General features: G+C 57.7%; 1 protein-coding gene and 2 rRNA genes. All 3 read right to left on the bottom strand.

Annotated elements, in window-relative coordinates; translation table 11 throughout:
* Positions 1-57: 57 nt before the first annotated feature.
* Positions 58-219, bottom strand: a complete 162-nt coding sequence (locus RZ84_RS39880) for a hypothetical protein (protein ID WP_198540017.1) — start codon at positions 217-219, stop codon at positions 58-60.
* 147 nt (positions 220-366) lie between these two features.
* A 5S ribosomal RNA gene (rrf, locus tag RZ84_RS20655) occupies positions 367-483 on the bottom strand.
* Between the two features lie 74 nt (positions 484-557).
* Positions 558-3,679, bottom strand: a 23S ribosomal RNA gene (locus tag RZ84_RS20650).
* Positions 3,680-3,772: the final 93 nt, after the last annotated feature.

Here is a 3,772-nt window from a genome sequence, read left to right as displayed (position 1 = left end):
CCGCCCCCCCCCTCCCCCACCCCACCTGACACCCCCTCACCACCTACCCCGCTCCCCTCACCACCACCATCTCCACCTCCCGCACCCCCGCATCCCCAGTACCGAGGTCTTCTCCCAGGTCTGGTTGAACGCGACCGCCGCCAACGGATCCGCCAGCCGCAACTCCTTGAGCCGCCGCCACTCGTCCACCCGCACCACCCTGATCAAGTAGTCCATCACCACAGCAGCCTCCCAGCCCCCACCCCAAGCCGACTGCCCAACGCAAAAAAGCCCCGCCGGGAACCGAAGTCCCCGACGAGGCTTTTCACAAACCACAAACGCAGGAAGGCCCCGCACCATACGGTGCGGGGCCTTCCCACAAAGATTGTTCGGCGGCGTCCTACTCTCCCACAGGGTCCCCCCTGCAGTACCATCGGCGCTGAAAGGCTTAGCTTCCGGGTTCGGAATGTAACCGGGCGTTTCCCTAACGCAATAACCACCGAAACACTATGAAGATAAACTCCAACCAGCATGGCGAGTTCGTTACTTCAGAACCTACACAGTGGACGCGAGCAACTGAGGACAAGCCCTCGGCCTATTAGTACCAGTCAACTCCAACCGTTACCGGTCTTCCATATCTGGCCTATCAACCCAGTCGTCTACTGGGAGCCTTACCCCATCAAGTGGGAGGGAGCCCTCATCTCGAAGCAGGCTTCCCGCTTAGATGCTTTCAGCGGTTATCCTTTCCGAACGTAGCCAACCAGCCATGCCCTTGGCAGAACAACTGGCACACCAGAGGTTCGTCCGTCCCGGTCCTCTCGTACTAGGGACAGCCCTTCTCAAGACTCCTACGCGCACAGCGGATAGGGACCGAACTGTCTCACGACGTTCTAAACCCAGCTCGCGTACCGCTTTAATGGGCGAACAGCCCAACCCTTGGGACCGACTCCAGCCCCAGGATGCGACGAGCCGACATCGAGGTGCCAAACCATCCCGTCGATATGGACTCTTGGGGAAGATCAGCCTGTTATCCCCGGGGTACCTTTTATCCGTTGAGCGACGGCGCTTCCACAAGCCACCGCCGGATCACTAGTCCCTACTTTCGTACCTGCTCGACCCGTCAGTCTCACAGTCAAGCTCCCTTGTGCACTTACACTCAACACCTGATTGCCAACCAGGCTGAGGGAACCTTTGGGCGCCTCCGTTACCCTTTAGGAGGCAACCGCCCCAGTTAAACTACCCACCAGACACTGTCCCTGATCCGGATCACGGACCCAGGTTAGACATCCAGCACGACCAGAGTGGTATTTCAACAACGACTCCACACCAACTGGCGTTGGCGCTTCACAGTCTCCCACCTATCCTACACAAGCCGAACCGAACACCAATATCAAGCTATAGTAAAGGTCCCGGGGTCTTTCCGTCCTGCTGCGCGAAACGAGCATCTTTACTCGTAATGCAATTTCACCGGGCCTATGGTTGAGACAGTCGAGAAGTCGTTACGCCATTCGTGCAGGTCGGAACTTACCCGACAAGGAATTTCGCTACCTTAGGATGGTTATAGTTACCACCGCCGTTTACTGGCGCTTAAGTTCTCAGCTTCGCCAACCCGAAGGTCGACTAACCGGTCCCCTTAACGTTCCAGCACCGGGCAGGCGTCAGTCCGTATACATCGCCTTACGGCTTCGCACGGACCTGTGTTTTTAGTAAACAGTCGCTTCTCGCTGGTCTCTGCGGCCACCCCCAGCTCAGACAGTAAATGTCATCACCAGAAATGGCCCCCCTTCTCCCGAAGTTACGGGGGCATTTTGCCGAGTTCCTTAACCATAGTTCACCCGAACGCCTCGGTATTCTCTACCTGACCACCTGAGTCGGTTTAGGGTACGGGCCGCCATGAAACTCACTAGAGGCTTTTCTCGACAGCATAGGATCATCCACTTCACCACAATCGGCTCGGCATCAGGTCTCAGCCTCAACGTGTGACGGATTTACCTACCACACGGCCTACACCCTTACCCCGGGACAACCACCGCCCGGGCTGGACTACCTTCCTGCGTCACCCCATCGCTTACCTACTACAAGTCTGGTCCGTCGGCTCCACCACTCCCCTCAACTCCGAAGAGATCAGGGCGGCTTCACGGACTTAGCATCGCCTGATTCAGTACTGGGCGCTTCAAAGCGGGTACCGGAATATCAACCGGTTGTCCATCGACTACGCCTGTCGGCCTCGCCTTAGGTCCCGACTTACCCTGGGCAGATCAGCTTGACCCAGGAACCCTTAGTCAATCGGCGCAAGAGTTTCCCACTCTTGTATCGCTACTCATGCCTGCATTCTCACTCGTGAACCGTCCACAACTCGCTTCCACGGCTGCTTCACCCGGCACACGACGCTCCCCTACCCATCACAACAGGCGTTAGCCCTCATGCTGCAATGACACGACTTCGGCGGTGTGCTTGAGCCCCGCTACATTGTCGGCGCGGAATCACTTGACCAGTGAGCTATTACGCACTCTTTCAAGGATGGCTGCTTCTAAGCCAACCTCCTGGTTGTCTCTGCGACTCCACATCCTTTCCCACTTAGCACACGCTTAGGGGCCTTAGTCGATGCTCTGGGCTGTTTCCCTCTCGACCATGGAGCTTATCCCCCACAGTCTCACTGCCGCGCTCTCACTTACCGGCATTCGGAGTTTGGCTAAGGTCAGTAACCCGGTAGGGCCCATCGCCTATCCAGTGCTCTACCTCCGGCAAGAAACACACGACGCTGCACCTAAATGCATTTCGGGGAGAACCAGCTATCACGGAGTTTGATTGGCCTTTCACCCCTAACCACAGGTCATCCCCCAGGTTTTCAACCCTGGTGGGTTCGGTCCTCCACGAAGTCTTACCTCCGCTTCAACCTGCCCATGGCTAGATCACTCCGCTTCGGGTCTTGAGCATGCTACTCCACGCCCTCTTCGGACTCGCTTTCGCTACGGCTTCCCCACACGGGTTAACCTCGCAACATACCGCAAACTCGCAGGCTCATTCTTCAAAAGGCACGCAGTCACGACGCAAAGACAAAATCCTTGCGCGACGCTCCCACGGCTTGTAGGCACACGGTTTCAGGTACTATTTCACTCCGCTCCCGCGGTACTTTTCACCATTCCCTCACGGTACTATCCGCTATCGGTCACCAGGGAATATTTAGGCTTAACGGGTGGTCCCGCCAGATTCACACGGGATTTCTCGGGCCCCGTGCTACTTGGGTGGTTCTCAAGCAAGCCGCTAACATTTCAGCTACGGGGGTCTTACCCTCTACGCCGGGCCTTTCGCATGCCCTTCGCCTACATCAACGGTTTCTGACTCACCGACCGGCCGGCAGACCGATCAAGAGAACTCCCACAACCCCGCACTGGCAACCCCTGCCGGGTATCACACCAATACGGTTTGGCCTCATCCAGTTTCGCTCGCCACTACTCCCGGAATCACGGTTGTTTTCTCTTCCTGCGGGTACTGAGATGTTTCACTTCCCCGCGTTCCCTCCACACTGCCTATGTGTTCAGCAGCGGGTGACAGCCCATGACGACTGCCGGGTTTCCCCATTCGGACACCCCCGGATCAAAGCTCGGTTGACAGCTCCCCGGGGCCTATCGCGGCCTCCCACGTCCTTCATCGGTTCCTGGTGCCAAGGCATCCACCGTGCGCCCTTAAAAACTTGGCCACAGATGCTCGCGTCCACTGTGCAGTTCTCAAGCAACGACCAGCCACCCACCACCCCAACCCGAAGGCTGAGTTCACTGGGGCCGGCATCGCG

It is taken from the genome of Streptomyces sp. CT34, assembly GCF_000805335.1.
Lineage (GTDB): Bacteria > Actinomycetota > Actinomycetes > Streptomycetales > Streptomycetaceae > Streptomyces.
The sequence above is the reverse complement of the archived record's forward strand: the minus strand, read 5'-3'. Positions and strand labels throughout refer to the sequence as shown.